A 17,189-nucleotide genomic window follows, 5' to 3' on the forward strand; every position below is an offset into this window, starting at 1 on the left:
CTAGGCATCCAAATGAGAAGTTAATGAGGGAGAGAAAGGGTGCTCATAAATAAGAGCTAAAGGATAATGGTGACCTTTTATGGCATCTTCAATCGCTTTAATGACCAGAGGACTACGAGCGCGGGCAGATTCTTGAAGCTCATCTAGAGTCATCCAGACAGCAGAAACAATACCTGTATCAAGTTTTGGGTCGCTTTCGACATGAGTGACATGTGCTAAAAAGCAGAAGCGATAATAAGTACGATCCGGAAACATAGGCGGAGTATATGTATAAATACCAAGTAAGGCATCTATATCAACATGATGACCCGTTTCTTCAAGTGTTTCACGAATAGCAGCTTCTATTAGCGTTTCACCACATTCCACATGACCAGCAGGTTGATTAAACACAGTGTGTACAAAACCTTCGCTATGTTCTTCGACAAAAAGATAGCGTCCATCTTTTTCTACGACTGTAGCGACAGTGACATGAGGAGTCCATGCGGCCATAAAAAAGCACCATGAATTTAAAAGTCGTATGATACGAAATTTAGGGGTTTTTGGCTACGGTGATCTTACAAACGATAGAGAACTATAAAAGCTCTATCGTTTGAAAAAATTGAGTATGTACTAATTGGTTTGGTTATCTTTATGGTTATTTTGCACTTTTACATAATGTCTTGCTGAATAAGGTAAAAATGCCAATTCTTTTTCAGTTAGAGGACGTACTTGCTGTACTGGACTTCCAACGTAGAGATAACCACTTTTTAAGACTTTACGAGGTGGCACTAAACTTCCCGCACCAATCATCACATCATCTTCAATAACAACATCATCTAAAATGACGGTATTGATCCCGACTAGTACGCGGTTGCCAATCGTACAGCCATGTAAAGTCACATGATGACCTACTGTTACGTCTTCACCAATAATAAGAGGCGAACCATTCGGTTTTGCATCATTTTTATGGCTGACATGTAACATACAATGGTCTTGTACATTACTATTTTTACCAATTTGAATACTATTTACATCTCCGCGAATGACTGCAAAAGGCCATACCGAAACATTTTCGGCCAATTTAACATCACCGACAACCACGGACATTTCATCAATGTAACAACTTGGATCAATTTGTGGATGATGATCTAAATAAGGACGGATGTTTTTTGTCATGAGAAGCATCAAAATAAAATTTAATAGAAGTATAAAATAAAAAAGCACTCAAGCTAATAGCATGAGTGCTTAATTGAACTATTCTAAAATTAGAATAAGTTACTAAAGAATTGTTTGATATGGTCGATCATGCGTGCAAAGAAGCCTGCTTCTTCAACTGGTTTTAATGCAACAAGAGGTTTTTCAGCAATAACTTTGCCATCTAAACTTGCAACAAGTTTACCTACCACTTGGCCTTTTTGAAGAGGGGCATTTAAATTTGGTTGAACAACCAATTGAGTTTTTATACCACCTGCTTTGCCTTTTGGCATAGTGACATTGAAGTTCTCTGCTAAACCAATTTGAACTTCATTTTCTTTACCGAACCATACTTTAGCTTTGGCAAGAACTTGGTTTGCAGGTTGAACATTTGCAGTTTCAAAGTTCGCAAAGCCCCAAGACAACAACGCGCGTGTTTGGTTAGCACGTTCATTAACGCTGTCAGTACCAAAAATAACTGAGATTAAGCGCATTGGCCCGCGTTTACTTGAAGTTGTTAAGCAGTAACCAGCTTCATCTGTGTGGCCTGTTTTTAAACCGTCAACACTTGGGTCAGTATAAAGTAACGCATTACGGTTACCTTGCTTGATACCGTTAAATGTAAATTCTTTCTCAGAGTAAATTGGGTAGTATCTTGAGCTGTCTTTAATAATATGTTGAGCTAGTACAGCCATATCTTTTGCAGTTGAATAATGACCTTCTGCAGGTAAGCCCGTAGAGTTCATAAACTGGGTATTTGTCATACCAATACGTTTTGCTTCCTGATTCATGAGGTGAGCAAAAGTACCTTCATTTCCAGCAATATGTTCAGCCATTGCTTTTGACGCATCATTACCAGACTGAATGATAATACCTCGAAGCATTTCTAAAACTGTTGCAGTACCATTTAATGGTACATACATACATGATTCAGCGCTGCTTCCTTTACACCAAGCAGATTCGTTCATACGAACCTTTTCATTCTCGGTAAGCTCACCTTTTAATAGTTTTTGTTCAATGATGTAGCTTGTCATCATTTTAGTCATAGAAGCAGGCGCAAGCTTTTCATTTTCATTTTTAGAAGCGAGAATCTGTCCTGTCTCGTAATCCATTAATACATAAGACTTATTATTTAATTCTGGCGGAGCTGATAAGACAGTTGCTGCATAAGAAAAACTTGGTAAGAGGAGGAGTGCAGCAATAGCGCTTTTTCGAGTCATTCTAGGTAATTCCAATATCTTGTGTGAAGCAGAAGAACCTAGCATTTTAGGACAAAGCAAAGCCGACTTCTATGGGGGAAGTCGGCTTTTTCAAACAGTATTGTAACTAGAGAGTTTTTAACTAATTTAGTTTTGCGATTGATAAGCTTTTACGTCTTGACAAACTAACTTGTTTTGCTCGTTACCAGCAGCTTTCGCATCATTACGTGCTTCTTTTAAGACTTTCTTGAAACTTTTGTCTTTGCTACGTTTTTCTAAAGCTGCAACTGGGTCTGCTTCATTTGGTAAATAATCTTTTACAAGGCGCTCATAACCTTGGGCAAATTCAGCATCTTTTTTGCCAATTAAACTTGGACAAATTTGAGAAAGTACTTGAATTGCTGCTAATTCTTCGGGTGTAGTCCCTTTGGTCGGCGTAACTTCAACAACATTTTCATTTTCAGTTTTCTTTTCAGCTGTTTTTTTCTTGTCAGCAGCATAACCCACTGTTGCCATTGTCATGAGTAAAACAACAGAAAGTGATTGAACTAAGCTTTTTTTCATAAACATGGATAACCTGAAACAAAAATTTGAAATATGCCGATAGCTTAAACAATTTAAACGCTAAAAAAATGGAAAAAATGTATTGTTATGTAGGTTTTCTGCTTTACATAAACAGAAAACCCTTCAAAGAAAAGCGTATTGAGTCAAATAAGCTTAATCTTTGTAATTTACCACTTCTTGACAAAGTTCGTGTTGCTCACGGTGGTCCATTTCTTTTGCCGCTTGGCGAGCTTCACTTAAAAGTGTCTTGTATTCTGCATCATTTTGTAGGGCAGAAAAGGTAATTGACTTATTGGAATAACCACCAAGGTACATTGCAATAATCTTTTTAGTATTCGTTTCAAGATTTTTATTTGCGCCAACAAAACTAGGGCAAATTTCTTGTAAAACTTGAGTAGATGCAATGTCATCTTTAATTAAGCTATCAGCTTCTTGTGTCGAGATACCCTCATCAGCAAAAACCGTTTGCGTACACAATGTGATACTGATCCCCAATACTTGAAAAAAAGGAGCGAAAGTTTTCATTTTTTCACAATTTTATAATGCTATGGAGGCATAAATATATATAATTCAACAAATAATTCAATTGAGAAAACCTTCGGGTTTATTTGTCGAGAAAGATTTTTTGTGAATATTCTAATTGCGAATGATGACGGTGTATTTGCACCAGGTATACAGGCTTTAGCTGAAGCGTTAAAACCATTAGGCCGTGTTGTAGTAGTTGCTCCAGAAAGTGAAAGAAGTGGATTTTCGAGCGCGTTAACATTAGATCGTCCTTTACGTCCTATTCAAATTGCTGAAGATGTATGGGCTGTAAATGGAACGCCAGCCGATTGCGTCTATTTATCTATGAATGGATTGTTTGATTTCGAATTTGACTTGGTAGTTAGTGGAATCAACAGTGGTGCAAACTTAGGTGATGATGTTCTGTATTCGGGAACAGTCGGCGCTGCATTTGAAGGACGTTTAATGAAACAGCCTGCAATTGCGGTTTCTTTAGCGGGTTCTGATGTGCGTTCATACAACCATAAAGATGATTATGCGCAAGCAGCCAAATGGGTACATGACTTTATTGCCAAAGGTTTACCTGCGCTACCACCTCGACATATTTTTAATATTAATATTCCGGATGTGCCACAGCTTAAAGGGACTCAAATTACCTATCAAGGACGCCGTGCTCAGTCTAAACCCATCACAAGTCATGTCGACCCAAGAGGAAGACAGGTTTACTGGATTGGTCTGGCAGGTGAAGCAGTTACGGACCCGCAGCGTATTGCTAGCCAAATTCAATCTGACTTTTTTGCGGTTGCAAACGGTTTTGTAAGTGTGACCCCAATTCAGATGGATGCAACAAACTATGCGGTTTTAGAGGATTTACAGGCAAGCTTGGGTCAATAATTTGGCCCGAATGTTATAACTTTGTGAATATAGAAAAAGAGGAACATGTTTCCTCTTACTTTTTTGATACTCTTAGCCGAAATGATTTGTAGCATTTAGTGAGGGAGATCGATGCATTTAACTGGGCAACAAAGCAGATCGCATATTCAAAGAGACAATATAATGAAAATTATGATGTTGTCTGTAGCTGTAGGTTTTACTGTTGCAATGGCAGGATGTGCTTCTAAACCACAAATTAATAATAGTTCTCGCTATTCAATGGCTCCTAACTATTACACCGTTCGTTCAGGTGATACTTTAAGTGGCATTGCAATGCGTTATGGTTTGGACTATCTCAGTATTGCAGAGATGAATGATATTGCTCCGCCATATCGTATTTATGTTAATCAATCATTACGATTGAAAAAATCTTCTTCACCAAAAACCGTGTCGACACAAGTCATGGCGCAACAAGAGCCGATTAAGCGCCAAACAATTGCATTACCGACAACCACAACTCCGCCAACAACAACGGTTACTACACCGCCGCCAAGAACAGTTGCACCAACAAACAATACTAGCGTAGGGGCTTCAATTCCAAGTTCAAGCTTGCGTTGGGTGAAACCAAATAATGGTCCGGTTATCCAAGGATTTAATTTGGCGAATAATGTCAAAGGAATTCGTTACGGTGGTAACCAAGGTGATCCTATTTATGCGGCAGCTGACGGTCAAGTTGTATACGCAGCCGATGGTTTAAAAGAATATGGTAATCTCGTTTTAATCAAACATATTGATGGCTATATCAGTGCGTATGCCCACAATAGCAAGATGATTGTGAAGAGTGGAGACAATGTAACCGCAGGCCAAAAGATTGCTGAAATGGGGTCTTCAGGGGCTTCTCGTGTCATGCTTGAGTTCCAAATTCGCCTTGACGGTAAACCAATCAATCCGGCAAATCTTTTACCAAATTAGCTAATGCAATAAATATAGGTTTCCTCGTATAATGTAATTGGTTGCTTTCATTACAACAATAAGCATTTTTTATAAATTTAGAATTAGATTTGAGGAAACCTATGTTAGATCAGCTTCGTGCGATGGGTGTTTTTGCTTGTGTGGTTGAAAAAAGTTCATTTAGTGGTGCGGCACGTGAATTAGGCATTACAACAAGTGCTGTCAGTCAGCAAATACGTTCTCTTGAAAATGAAATGGATGTAATTTTATTACACCGTTCTACTCGAAAACTTAGTTTGACAGAGGCTGGACAGGCTTTTTTCTCAAGTTGCCAAGAAATGTTGGCAGCAGCAGAAAGAGGCAAAATCAGAATCAATGAACTGCGAGATGACTTGATTGGTGATTTGCGTATTGCAACAACCCCAGACTTAGCAGTTCAGCACATTATTCCTGCTTTATCTCATTGGATGTCTGCCCATCGCGGTTTATCTGTTCATTTTGAAGTGGGGCATCGTTATATCGACTTAATTGAAGAGCGAATTGATATTGCCGTACGTATGAGCTCTACGCCAGTAGAAGAGAGTAGTTCTGTAGTCCCTATGGCTTTTGTCGATCAGATTTTGGTAGCCTCTCCCAGCTATCTCAATCAATCAAGCCCGATTTTGCATCCAAACGATTTAAACAACCATGAGTTGCTTTCTATCAATGCAATGAACGAGTCACGTACTTTTAACTTCCAGCATGCTAAAACAGGTGAGAAATTAAATATTGAGATGGTAAGCCGTTTACAAAGTAATAATTTGCAAGTTGCTAAAGCCTTATGTCAGCAAGGACATGGTATTGCTAGAATTTTATATTTAGATGCTCAAAAAGAATTGAAGGCTGGTTCTTTAATTGAAATTCTTCCAGATTGGAAACTTCCAGCTTTCACTTTATATGCAGAGATCGCCAAACACGATCAACAGCCAATGAAGATTCAGCGTTGTGTTGAAGCGCTTAAACAGTATTTTAGTCAATTGGCTGGCGGAAGGGCCATGCAAATTGTTCGCTAATTTTACCTTATTCATAAAAAAGGGCTTGTGATTACAAGCCCTTTTTTTACTTAGTACTATTTTTGCTTCAGAGTCGCAACTTCTTCTTGAGTCTCTTGTGGAAGATCATCAGCTGTGAGCTCTTCGTGCTTTTTGATTTTTTTCTTGTTTTTCTTTTTCTTCTTTGGTTCCTCTTCAATTTCTGCACCATCTTCGATGGCTTGCCAATATTCAAGTTGCTCCATTACAGCCGCATAAATAGAGTGCTTACTGTACTTGCCTTTTTTATCGAGTGTACCGACTGGACGAGCCATTAAAATTTCAAGTGCCTGGTCAATCGTATCAATCGCATGAATATGGAACTGACCAACTTTTACTGCATCAATCACATCTTGACGTAACATCAAATGTTGCATGTTTTGACGTGGGATAATGACACCCTGTTTGCCAGTTAAACCTTGTAATTTACAAGCATCATAGAAGCCTTCAATTTTTGCATTTACACCACCAATTGGTTGAACTTGGCCTAACTGATTCATAGAACCGGTAATTGCCCATGATTGATCAATTGGTATTTGACTAATTGCAGAAATTAATGCAGAAAGCTCGGCAACCGTTGCACTGTCACCGTCGACTTGCCCATAGCTTTGTTCAAATGCAAGCGCGGCAGAGAAGTGTAAAATCTGTTCACGGCCAAAGTGAGCTTTCAAGAAGCTAGACATGAGCAACACACCTTTGGCATGGAGTGAACCACCTAGTTCTACACTACGTTCAATATCAAGAATATCACCACCGCCTTGATAAACTGAGGCAGTCAAACGTGAAGGTAAACCAAACTCAACATCTGCATAGTGAATAACGGAGAGGGCATTGATTTGGCCTAAACGGTGGCCTGAAGTTTCGATTAACTGAGTTCCACGCGACAGATCTTGCCAGTAAAGCTCTCTTAAATAGCCTAAGCGATATTGTCTATGTTGTAATGCAAGATTAATGTGTTGGTCAGTTACAATCTTTTCATTGGCTTTAAATGCATGATGATGTGCTTCACGAATGAGGTCACCCAAAGTTGAAGCATGTAATGATAGTGAGCTTTGGTCTTCCGCCTGACGGCTTGAGTCGGTAAGTAAAGCTGCTAAGGCACTACGATCAAATGGAAGTAGTTTATCTGCTTGTACATAGTCAGCAATTAGCTGCATGTAAGCTTGTTCATTTTCGTCATTACGCTGTAATGTATCGGTAAAATCTGCACGAATTTTAAATACACTACCAAGCTCTGGTTCTACTTCTAAGATTTCATAATAAATCTCAGGTTCTGCCATAAGAACCACTTTAATATCAAGTGGAACTGCAGCAGGTTCTATCGAGATAGAGCCTGTTAACGTCAACATGTGTTCAAGAGAAGAAAGCTTGAGCTGGCCTGATTTTAAAGCACGCTTTAAACCCTGCCATGCATAAGGCTGTTCGAGTAATTGCTCGGCTTCAAGCATTAAAAAACCACCATTCGCTTGATGTAGAGCACCTGGGCGAATGAGAGTGAAATCTGTGGTAATTGTACCGTTGTGCGTAAGCTGTTCTACATGACCAAGCAAGTTGTAGTGGGTTGGAAAATCTTCAAAGATAACCGGTGCACCGCTGTTTGGTTTATTTGAAACAATTACATTTGCTTGATAACGTGCTGGTACACGATTGAACATAGCAGGAGCAAAGTCATCTTCTTCTTGCTCTAAAATGAGCTCAACATTGTCAATTACATCTTGTGCATATTGTTTTAAATAATCTTCAAGGCCTTTAACTTGACCATACTTATTTAAAATTAAATCTATTCGTGGCATAACCACTTGAGTCGCGATGTCTCGATTTAAAACAGAGACTTTGTCTCGTGCATCGTCTTCTAAATCGCCTAAATGCAAACCAAGACGCTCAAGCTTTTTATCCATATAGCGAATATTCGCCGCGATTTCAGCACGCTGTTTACTATTTAAAGCATCAATTTCTGCTTGGGTCAGTTCTTGAACCTGATCATTTTTTACTTGGACAGGCACAAAACCATGCTTCTCATTTCGAGAAATTAATTTTAAATCGAGCTCTTCGCCTTCTTTTGTTAATTCAACAAGCGCTTCTTGCTGCTCATCTCCAGTTTCCTGACGAATTCGCTCAATACGGTTATGATAAGTCTCGGCGCTAAAACGGCGTTCAAGCTGTTTTAAAATAATTTGCCAAGTTTGATGAAGAGTATGTTGAAACTTGGTTCCTTGCCCAGCAGGGAAGCGTAGCGCAATTGGCTGACGCGCTTGCTTAAAGTTATAAACATATACCCAATCATCTGGAGTAGGCATTGTTTTCGCATGTTGTTGTAGTAAACGCTTAATCATGGTGCGTTTACCCAAACCTGCCGTTCCTACTGCAAAAATGTTATAACCAGAGTAGGGTAAAGAAATGCCGGCTTCTACTGAAGCTTTGGCACGATCTTGTCCTAAAAAGTTATTAAGCGGTTTTATACGTTTTGTTGAGGCTGGAATATTTTCAAAATCTGGAATATGTGTAAGTTGTTCGGGTTTTAAGGCTGTTTTATCCAAAGTCATTTTTATATCAGGTTGCTCAAAAGCTGAAGGAAATGCATTTATTGTGACGTTTGTGGTGTTTGTTTTAGCGAGTGATAAAGTTGAAGTTGTCACTTGATCAAGTTTTTGTGTCACTGTTGATATCCAGCAAAAGAAAACGAAGGTTGAAGATTAAAGGTATACAGGTTTAGCATAAAATATCAAGCAAACTTGCTGCTTTTATCACCAAAACAAAACTTGATTGCAGAAAGAATCTTGAAAGCAATTGTAAGAAGCGATTGAATAGACGCATTTATAATTTATGGAAAATAAAAAACGAATGACCACACAAACCTCTGGTTGGGTCTCGGCGTTTAAAGCATTTTTAGACCGTCGTGCATTAATTATGCTATTTCTGGGTTTTTCTGCCGGAATACCTATTTTACTAATTTTTTCTAGTCTTTCTTTATGGCTAGGTGAAGCGGGCATTGATAAAAGTGCAGTCACTTTTTTCAGTTGGGCAGCTTTGGGATATTCCTTTAAGTTTGTTTGGGCACCTCTCATTGATGAATTGCCAGTACCGGTCTTGACCAAGGCTTTAGGTCGAAGACGTGCTTGGTTGCTTATTGCTCAGTGTTTAATTGTGCTTGCGATTTGCACCATGGCTTTTGCCGACCCAGCTTTAGGCCATAGCTATTTGGTTCAAATGGCAGCCGGTGCAGTATTACTTGGCTTCTCGGCAGCAACGCAAGATATCGTAATTGATGCTTATCGTATCGAATTAGCTGAAACTGAAATGCAGACGGTGTTGGCGTCGACTTATAATGCTGGCTACCGTATTGGTATGATTGTAGCTGGTGCTGGTGCATTATTTTTAGCAGCACATTTAGGAACAGCTAAAGGCAACTATATTTACGAGGCATGGAAAACGACCTATTTAACCATGGCAGCAGTCATGTTGGTCGGTATTGTTACAACCTTGCTTGTTCGTGAACCTAAGGTTAATCGCGTATATAAAAACTATAAAACTACTGATTATTACCGTCTGGTTTTAGTCTTCTTTATAGCGGTCATTTCGTTTGTCATAACTTATATTTACTCAGGTCAAATTACCGAGGCAATTTCCAAAGCTGGCAATATTCAAGATAGTGCAGCTTTATTTGGTTTAGAAGCTTTAAGATTCTTAACAGCAACAGGTTCTGCCATTTTAGTTGGTTATGTGCTAGTTAAGATGGGGGTGGTCAACCAGCAAATGGCAAAAGAAACTTGGATTGCTCCAATTCTGGATTTCTTTAAACGTTATGGTGTCAAACTCGCGTTAGTGCTTCTATTTTTGATTGGCTTTTTCCGTATTTCAGACATCATTGCCGGTGTGATCTCAAATGTCTTTTATCAAGATCTAAACTTTAGCAAAGAACAAATTGCTGAAGCTGTAAAAGTTTATGGTGTGATCTTTAGCTTGGTTGGAGGCTTCTTAGGAGGCTTATTAGCACAGCGTATGAACATCATGAAACTGATGTTTGTGGGTGCTGTATTGGCAAGCTCTACTAACCTCATTTTCATTGGTTTAGTGAAATCTGGCAAACCCCTTGATATGGTGGATGTTCAAGTGGGAGACAAACATTATAAAGCTCAGCCAGATGAAGTCGGTTATTGGAAGATTAAAGTCCCGAGTTCCACTTTTGAAGGAACAAAACAAGTTGATGTAAAAGCTGGCTATGCTTTGCAAGGTCAACAAGCAGAGACCATAGTCCGAGTTCAACCTTTAGTAACAACGCATGCTGAACATGTACCCCTACAGATTTTACCTTTGATGGGAAGTGACCAAATCACTGCTAAATCTTCTGAAGGCAGTGTGGTTGTTCGTGGTCAGTATTTTGGTAAAGCTTTATCGCCTAACCAAAAGATTGTGTTGAATCTTGATGGACAAAATTTTGATGCAAAAATGACAGATCAAAAAGGTGTATTTAACGCTGCAATTGATATGCAAAAATTACTGTCATCACCAAGCAAACAAATTACTGCGTCAGTTGTCGAAGGAAACCAAAAAGTATTATCAGTTTCCCATCATTATAACATTGCTTCAAATTCTGTATCCAAAGCTGAATTAGATGTAAATATTGACCCTCTACCATATATTGATACTCAGTCAGGTAAAGAGGTCGAGATTAGCGGTAAAGTCATTAAGCCTTATAGTTCGCTGTGGCTCTACTTTGCAATTGTTGTGGATAATATGGCTTCGGGCCTCGCGGGTGCAGCATTTATTGCATTCCTTTCGAGCCTAACCAGTGTGTCATTTACCGCTGTTCAATATGCGATCTTTAGTTCACTCATGACCCTTACACCAAAACTTTTAGGTGGATATTCAGGTACCATAGTGAGTAATATTGGGTATCCAAACTTCTTTTTGATGACCACATTGATCGGGATTCCAATCTTAATTTTAGTGGTTTGGGTTGGAAAACTACTCAAAGATCATCAAACACATGAAACAGAAAAGGCAGGTGAATAAACATGCGAATGCTTCATACAATGTTGCGAGTAGGCAATTTAGAACAATCTTTAAAGTTCTATACCGAAGTATTAGGGATGAAGTTACTTCGTAAGCGTGATTATGAAGAAGGTCGTTTTACACTAGCATTTGTTGGTTATGGCGATGAAGAAAATAATACCGTGCTTGAACTTACGCATAACTGGGATACATCAAGTTATGATTTAGGCAATGCCTATGGTCACATCGCAATTGGTGTCGAAGACGCTTACAAAGCATGTGAAGAAATTAAAGCACGTGGTGGTAAAGTTGTGCGTGAAGCAGGCCCAATGAAGGGTGGTGTAACGGTGATTGCTTTTGTTGAAGATCCAGATGGCTACAAAATCGAACTCATTCAGCAAGATGCAAACGCTAGAAATAATTAAGTAATTGACTTAGGCGCTTTAAGATTTAGGTCTTAAAAGCCTAGCTTTATTTTTATAGCCCAGTATGATGAAGGCTTGACCAAATGGTCAATTTATCAACTGGGTTTTTATTTGACTAAAATAATCATAGGATGTGAACATGCTGAAGTTCTTGGCACTTGATCGATTTACAATTTTGTTAGTTGGTATGGTGCTACTAGCAACATTTTTTCCAGTCAGTGGTCAAGCTGCGCAGTATTTCAATACACTAACTACAGTCGCGATTGCAATTTTATTCTTCCTACATGGGGCTAAGTTGTCTCGTGAGGCAGTCATTGAAGGTATTTTGCATTGGAAAATGCATTTACTGGTATTTGCAATTACGTTCTTTATTTTTCCTGCCCTTGGTTTATTGGCTAAACCTATTCTTTTACCTTTATTGGGACAGCAGCTCTATTGGGGCTTTCTGTTTATGTGTTTCTTACCTTCTACGGTTCAGTCTTCTATTGCTTTTACTTCAGTGGCAAAAGGGAATGTGGCAGGGGCGGTATGTAGTGCATCTTTCTCAAACTTGGTGGGTATGTTCATTACGCCAGTTTTAGTGAGTTTCTTTATTTTGGGACAAAGTCAGCACGGGTTTGATCCTACATCGTCCATTATAGAAATTACGCTGTTGTTATTAGTTCCATTTGTTTTAGGGCAATTGCTTCGTCCTTATGTTTTTCCATATATGGCAAAAGTACCAAGTATTGTAAAAGCGTTCGATCAAGGCTCAATTTTGATGGTGGTGTATGGTGCATTTAGTGGGGCGGTGGTTGCTGGACTTTGGCATCAAGTAAACTGGAAAACCTTACTTCTTTTGGCGCTCGCTTGCTCTGTATTACTGACTATTATTATGTTACTTGCCCTGTATTTACCGCGTGCTTTTGGTTTTAGTCGTGCCGATCAGATTACTGTTTTCTTTTGCGGTTCAAAAAAGACCTTGGCAAGTGGTGTACCAATGGCACAAATCTTATTTATTGGTCAGCCTTTAGGAATGATTGTATTGCCAATTATGATATTTCACCAAATACAGTTAATGGTGTGTGGAGTAATCGCAAATTACTGGGCTAAATCCCAAGATTAATTCGCAAAAAAAAATTATATGGCGTATAATACTGTCCACTTGTTGTGCTTAGCTCTAACCCTAGAGGTTTCGGTGGGCCAAAAGAATGGTCTGTTGTGGTGTTGATCTGCTTATAAAAGCTTTCCTCAATTTAATTGAGAGTGATCAATTGCGATGACAGCTTAAGCCTTTCTTCAATTAGGAGTAATCGACGATGCGCGCCGATATTCACCCAAAATATGAAAAATTAGTTGCAACTTGCTCATGCGGTAACGTAATCGAAACTCGTTCTGCTTTAGGTAAAGAAACTATTTACCTTGACGTATGTTCAGCTTGCCACCCTTTCTACACTGGTAAACAAAAGAATGTAGACACTGGTGGTCGTATCGACAAATTCAAACAACGTTTTGCTGGTATGTCTCGCTCTATCAAGCGTTAATACTTCAAAACGAAACAAAAAACGGGCTTATGCCCGTTTTTTGTTTTTAGCGTCCAAGACCATTACTGGTCTTGCACATCTGTTAAACGATCAAGCTTCTTCTGAAAATAATCACCTTGTAAGAAACGTGTTTCCACATTCCATGCATTGGCAAACAGGTTCATGTCATTTAAGTTAGCTAATAAAATTCCAATTGGTTTTACAGTCAAATAGTTAAATACTTTTTCTTGCAAGCTATTGAGTCCTTGGTCTGAGCTTAATAGATCAGTTTTGCTAGACTGCAGTTTTACAAGCTGGATATCAAGCTGCTGTAAAATTGAATCGCTATATATAGAAGAAGCAAAGTCTCGGATTGAAACTTCTGCACCATGTTGACGTAAACGACCAATCAGCGGTTGAACTGTTGGAAGGTAGTGCTGAAGAGCTTGTTCCGAAAATTGCAAAATCAAAGGACATTCAAGTTTACTACCAATGATAGTAAGCAGTTTGGAAATCAGCTCAGGGAAGGTTTTATCTTTCAGCAAAATATCAATATTAAGGTTAATAATGAGCCTTGCTTTAGGATACTGAGCAATGAAATTATGAAGCTGTTTACAGGCTTCTACTAATATCCAGCGATCTAGTTGAATTGATAGTTCAGCATCTTCTTTTAATTCAGCTAAGTCATTTAAATCATGCCATTGTTCGTCTGCAATAAAGCCACTCGTTACTTCATAGTTATGAGTTTCTTCATCATGTTTATCGTAAATTTGCTGATACTTAAGATGTATCTCACCTTTAGCTAATTTTTGTTTCAACTGCTGTAGCAAAGAAGACTGCGAAGTCACCTCAAAGTGCTCAATCGTTAAATCAAGAGGAACAGCTTCAATGCTCGGCGAAACTGGTTTTTCTACAATAGGCGTTATTTCAAGCTGAGGGGTAACTTGAGGTAGGTTCTGCTTTTCAGCTTCATTAAGTAATGAGCTAAATGTAGTTTCAGTTAATGGTTGGTTAAGCGGAGCATAGCCAAGTTTTAACTGTACCGAAAAGTTTTGCTCATTCACTTTTAACAAGTGTTCTTTTTGCAAAGTTTGTAAACTCGTCAACTGAGAATTTAAAACCGTACTATTTTCAGCTTGTAAAATCCCGACATAACTGCCCAAGTCGACTTGGAAAATCGGCATCTGAGCATGGTCTTTTAAAAAACCATGTAGCTGATTGAAATAAAGTCCTAAAGTTTGCCAACCTTGTTGAAAAAGTCGTTCTGGACACTGTGCAAGTCTAAATAGAACCAGAGCATTTGCTTGGGCAGGGTGGGTCGATAAATGACGATTAATCTGTGGCCAAGCTGCACTTAATCCAGTCGTTTTTTCGGTTAGTGCTGTATTTGCTGGTGATTTTAAATCAACTTGATAGTCGATGGTCAGTTGTACAGCATCTTCTTCTTGGCTCGGAATAAATTCCAGTTTTAAAGCATTATTACCAGAAATAGCTTGATGCTGACTTTGAATTTCGAAACGTGCTTGATCAAACTGGCCTAAAGAAATTTTCTTAAAACGTTGTTTAAAAATATTTAAATCGTTAGGTTGTAAGACATCTAAAATCGGCAAACCAATAATATCTTCTTCTTGCTGGAAACCAAAAAGATTCAAATATTCGGTATTTGCCTTAATATGTATACCTTCTTGAAAAATAGCGACCGCTTTATGGCTGCTATCGACCAGTGTTTGCGTATGTGTATGAATGGTATCAAGCTCAGCCAAAAGACGCTGCTCTTTCTGTAAAAGGCGGCTATATGACAGCGCTCGAACAAGCGTAATATAGAAATAGTCCAAAGGTTCTAATGGAACTACATCATAAATACCTTTTTGAATATAGTTTTGATATTGCGATGATTGGTAGTCATCTGGTTGTAAAAGTAAAATTGGAAGCTGTGGCTGTTCTGAGGCTTGAACAAGGGAGAGAGTTTGTTCAATTTTCAAATCATACGCACGACCAAAAATAATGACATCCCACGATGTATTTAACTGCTTTTCAAAACTTTTTAAATCATCAAGTAATAAGGCATTAACTTGATAATCATTCCCCGATAATAAAGTTAAAATTTGGTTATAACGTAACTGGTTATCATCAATAATGAGTAAACGTATTTCAGTACGTTTTAACTTTTTAGATAGTAAAGAGTTTCTCACTTTAATGCTTCCCATAAATCTTGGTTATTCGCGTTACTATTCTTTTTCAGCATGAACTGATCAAGCAGATGTTGTTGCTGCTCATTCAAAAGTTCAAATTGAAATTGAATAAAACTTTGAGTAATGAGTTGTGCTTTGAGTAGATACACTTTGATTTCTTCTGTCCCCAATCGTAAATGAATTGTTTGTTGCTCTCTAAAAATTTGAGACCCCGGTAAAATAAGCGTGTTTTGTATTTCTTCTAGGTTTTGAGTTTGTAGTAATAGTGCAGGGTGGTAATTACGAGTATGGCGCTCTGCCTGAATATGTACGGCACAAGGGAACATGGCTTGCGAAAGAATTTCTAAACCCAGCTCCAGACTTTTTTCAGTCGATTGTTTAATCCAGCGAATCACACCGCCACGCCACTGACCATGCAGCGTTTCTTTGACTAAAATATATTCGCCAGTTCTTAAGTTTTTAGGGGCTTCACCAGACCATTTAATACGGTAGCCATTAACACTAATATCAAGCACTGTAGTTTGGTAAATCGTCTTGCTCTCACGACTCAAGCGCTGATACGAGCTGGTCTGTTGCTCTTTTTTTTCTAAGTTTGATAAAACTTTCGATTCACTTTGTAGATTATAGTTATTGTTAAGCTGTAGCGTTTCTTCAAAGTTTTTTGCTTTAGATAAATAAAAATGAGCAGTACTTAAGCCAAAACAGATTTGCAATGCAGCATTGTATTCATAACGTTCATGACGGCGCTGTGCTGTGGTACCCAAAATGGTTTGAACGTGAAATTTTAGTGCTGGACTCAAATAAATCTTTTCATTTTTAGACATGTATTGAGCATTTTTATGCATGGTGGCAGTCACATGCTCAAGCAAGGCTTGTGTACTAATGAAAATGCTTGGGTTGAAATTTGAGCTTTGCTTTTTGTTATATACAGGCGGATGGTCTTTAGTCGGATCGACTACATATTTAGTTAAAGCAGAGTCTTTAGGCAAGATTTGAATCATGCGTGCCCAGTCAAAACTACATTGAAACAAAGCCTGAATTTCTGATTGACGAATCTGATTGGTATTAAAAATATCTAATAAAATCAGCTGAGCATATGCCTGTGTAATATTTGCTAAAGGGTGCTGTACACCTTGAATATGATTAATATTGGTTAAATGATATTTATACTGAACGGCTGTTTCATAAAGTTGATGAGCAATTAACCATTGACCTTTTACAGGTTCGCTGTAGAGCATATGCTGTTGGTATAAAAGGTTGGTGAGTTGCTGCAATGCATGGAATGTCGCCAAAATACGCGCAGTTTGTAAGTTTTTCTTTTGTTTAAAAGAAAATAAAGAGAACTTTTGTCTTTGTAGCTGCTCGTGGCTGGTCTGTGCAATATTTAAATAAATGCTGGCAAAATAACAACGCAGCAGCATTGCCAGCTCAATAATATGCTCGTTACGGTCGGTACTAATCACCCCTTGGTTAAAGAAGTTCTTTTCTAAGCTTGCCAAAACATTATTAATAGTTGGGTGAAGCGTTTGAATTAAGTCAAAGCGGAGCGTTTCACTGCAATTTAATTCATTTAACTCCAAAATTGCGGTAAATAACGCTTTTGAAGTATCACCCAATTGCATAATAGAAAGGGTAGTGACCCATTCATTAAGATCTTTAATGTTGGCTTCACAAAAGCTTAACCGTTCACGGGTACGTGAGGTTTGATTGTGAAAAATGTCCGAAAGTGCATTATTCATCATCA

Annotated in this window: 15 protein-coding genes; 7 read left to right on the forward strand and 8 right to left on the reverse strand. The window is 38.4% G+C overall.

Features of this window, described 5'->3' with window-relative positions:
- The 5 genes from F984_RS05350 to F984_RS05370 all read right to left on the reverse strand — a co-directional run bounded on the left by F984_RS05350 (position 1) and on the right by F984_RS05370 (position 3,461).
- Positions 1 to 489, reverse strand: coding sequence for an NUDIX hydrolase (locus F984_RS05350; protein ID WP_004707663.1), 489 nt, complete (start codon positions 487 to 489; stop codon positions 1 to 3).
- 120 nt (positions 490 to 609) lie between these two features.
- Entirely contained in the window at positions 610 to 1,155 is a 546-nt protein-coding gene (locus F984_RS05355) for a gamma carbonic anhydrase family protein (protein ID WP_004707665.1), read from the reverse strand.
- Between the two features lie 89 nt (positions 1,156 to 1,244).
- On the reverse strand, positions 1,245 to 2,393 hold the full coding sequence (gene dacC / locus F984_RS05360; protein ID WP_002052555.1) for a D-alanyl-D-alanine carboxypeptidase PBP5/6: 1,149 nt from the start codon (positions 2,391 to 2,393) through the stop codon (positions 1,245 to 1,247).
- Between the two features lie 126 nt (positions 2,394 to 2,519).
- Positions 2,520 to 2,942, reverse strand: coding sequence for an MCR_0457 family protein (locus F984_RS05365; RefSeq protein ID WP_004707667.1), 423 nt, complete (start codon positions 2,940 to 2,942; stop codon positions 2,520 to 2,522).
- A gap of 147 nt (positions 2,943 to 3,089) precedes the next feature.
- Entirely contained in the window at positions 3,090 to 3,461 is a 372-nt protein-coding gene (locus F984_RS05370; protein ID WP_004707670.1) for an MCR_0457 family protein, read from the reverse strand.
- 102 nt (positions 3,462 to 3,563) lie between these two features.
- On the opposite strand from F984_RS05370, the gene surE reads away from it, so the two are divergent.
- From surE to F984_RS05385, 3 genes are all read left to right on the forward strand, one after another.
- Complete coding sequence (surE, locus tag F984_RS05375) at positions 3,564 to 4,334, forward strand: 5'/3'-nucleotidase SurE (RefSeq protein ID WP_002052561.1); 771 nt, start codon at positions 3,564 to 3,566, stop codon at positions 4,332 to 4,334.
- A 111-nt stretch (positions 4,335 to 4,445) separates the two neighbouring features.
- Positions 4,446 to 5,285, forward strand: a complete 840-nt coding sequence (locus tag F984_RS05380) for a peptidoglycan DD-metalloendopeptidase family protein (RefSeq protein WP_004707673.1) — start codon at positions 4,446 to 4,448, stop codon at positions 5,283 to 5,285.
- Between the two features lie 101 nt (positions 5,286 to 5,386).
- On the forward strand, positions 5,387 to 6,316 hold the full coding sequence (locus F984_RS05385; protein ID WP_002052792.1) for a LysR family transcriptional regulator: 930 nt from the start codon (positions 5,387 to 5,389) through the stop codon (positions 6,314 to 6,316).
- Positions 6,317 to 6,372: 56 nt separating this feature from the next.
- Here the strand turns inward: F984_RS05385 and F984_RS05390 are convergent, their stop codons facing one another.
- Positions 6,373 to 8,991, reverse strand: a complete 2,619-nt coding sequence (locus tag F984_RS05390) for a Lon protease family protein (RefSeq protein WP_004707676.1) — start codon at positions 8,989 to 8,991, stop codon at positions 6,373 to 6,375.
- Between the two features lie 166 nt (positions 8,992 to 9,157).
- Between F984_RS05390 and F984_RS05395 the strand changes: the two genes are divergently transcribed.
- The 4 genes from F984_RS05395 (at position 9,158) to rpmE (ending at position 13,274) form a co-directional block, all read left to right on the forward strand.
- On the forward strand, positions 9,158 to 11,347 hold the full coding sequence (locus F984_RS05395; RefSeq protein ID WP_004707678.1) for an AmpG family muropeptide MFS transporter: 2,190 nt from the start codon (positions 9,158 to 9,160) through the stop codon (positions 11,345 to 11,347).
- A gap of 2 nt (positions 11,348 to 11,349) precedes the next feature.
- Positions 11,350 to 11,751, forward strand: a complete 402-nt coding sequence (gene gloA, locus F984_RS05400) for a lactoylglutathione lyase (RefSeq protein WP_002052709.1) — start codon at positions 11,350 to 11,352, stop codon at positions 11,749 to 11,751.
- 133 nt (positions 11,752 to 11,884) lie between these two features.
- On the forward strand, positions 11,885 to 12,856 hold the full coding sequence (locus tag F984_RS05405) for a bile acid:sodium symporter family protein (RefSeq protein WP_006580654.1): 972 nt from the start codon (positions 11,885 to 11,887) through the stop codon (positions 12,854 to 12,856).
- A gap of 193 nt (positions 12,857 to 13,049) precedes the next feature.
- Complete coding sequence (gene rpmE, locus F984_RS05410; RefSeq protein ID WP_001200845.1) at positions 13,050 to 13,274, forward strand: 50S ribosomal protein L31; 225 nt, start codon at positions 13,050 to 13,052, stop codon at positions 13,272 to 13,274.
- 62 nt (positions 13,275 to 13,336) lie between these two features.
- Here the strand turns inward: rpmE and F984_RS05415 are convergent, their stop codons facing one another.
- Together F984_RS05415 and F984_RS05420 are read right to left on the reverse strand one after the other, a co-directional pair.
- Positions 13,337 to 15,445, reverse strand: a complete 2,109-nt coding sequence (locus F984_RS05415; RefSeq protein ID WP_004707683.1) for an EAL domain-containing protein — start codon at positions 15,443 to 15,445, stop codon at positions 13,337 to 13,339.
- Positions 15,442 to 17,187: a hypothetical protein gene (locus F984_RS05420; protein WP_004707685.1), complete on the reverse strand. Its 1,746-nt coding sequence runs from the start codon at positions 17,185 to 17,187 to the stop codon at positions 15,442 to 15,444. Before F984_RS05420 ends, F984_RS05415 begins: the two co-directional genes overlap by 4 nt.
- Positions 17,188 to 17,189: the final 2 nt, after the last annotated feature.

The organism is Acinetobacter nosocomialis NIPH 2119 (assembly GCF_000368085.1).
GTDB lineage: Bacteria > Pseudomonadota > Gammaproteobacteria > Pseudomonadales > Moraxellaceae > Acinetobacter > Acinetobacter nosocomialis.